This is a genomic window from methanotrophic endosymbiont of Bathymodiolus puteoserpentis (Logatchev) (genome assembly GCF_900128525.1).
Lineage (GTDB): Bacteria > Pseudomonadota > Gammaproteobacteria > Methylococcales > Methylomonadaceae > Methyloprofundus.
Map to the genome: position 1 here is coordinate 1 of NZ_FQTQ01000155.1, position 952 is coordinate 952.

General features: G+C 44.4%; 1 pseudogene. It reads left to right on the plus strand.

The window, feature by feature from the left end:
* Window positions 1–311: 311 nt before the first annotated feature.
* A pseudogene (locus BQ7314_RS12090) lies at window positions 312–952 on the plus strand (hypothetical protein); the annotation flags it as partial.

Here is a 952-nt window from a genome sequence, read left to right on the forward strand (position 1 = left end):
TATAAAATAGTTATTTAACATTAAACAACTGGAGAACTAAAATGAAAAAATTAAAATTACTACCCCTATTATTCTTGATACTACTGTCTGGACAGGTACAGGCAAAGACGTGGGAGCAATCAATGTCCACTTGGGCTGGGATATGGTCTAAGGTGCACAGCAGTAACAAGGAGACACGTGACCAAGGGCGTAAGGAGATGTGGGCACAATACACTGATAGGACCCGTTCAGACCCTAATTACACTTATGAACAGCGTAGAGCTAGGATAATTGCGTACGCCAGAGAACACATCAGTACAAATTACCCACACATGACTGCTGCGACAACCGAGGGGATTATAGACTGGATTGCGATGTGGCATTTGGCAAAGGTCAAATACCCAATGGAAGATGAAGGCGCAATTGAGCAAATGCTGTTAGATGATGAGTCTTGGCTTATCTACCAGTACCCAGGTGAATTAGCAGACATTAACGCTAAACTAGCTAAACAAGCCGCCGCAGAGAAAGCTAGACAAGCCGCAGCCGCAGCAGCAGAAGCGGAAAGACGTGCTGCGATAATGATACCCGCGTTAGAGGTTAAAGCCCCTGTTGCAGGTGTTGAGTGGACAACCAATCAGGCAACATTTGACTATGTTGTACCTTGTCAAGGTATATCCTACGTTGCAATAGTGAGCAATATAGCAAACCACAGAGACCCGTTAACAGAGAATGATAAGGGTGAGCTGGTCTATGAACGTGATATGACGATAGGTTATTCTAGAATGGCAGACTACTGTATCGCCATCGGTTCTCCTAAAACAGGTACATCAACAACTTATAATGAGTATGATGACGCTGAACACTGGCGCAACTGGTGGATGACCGCTGGCGTTGAAGATGATAACGGGATACCCGTTAGAGATGAGAATGCTGAGATTGAAGCAACTATAGCACTGATAAAACTCGCTAAGTC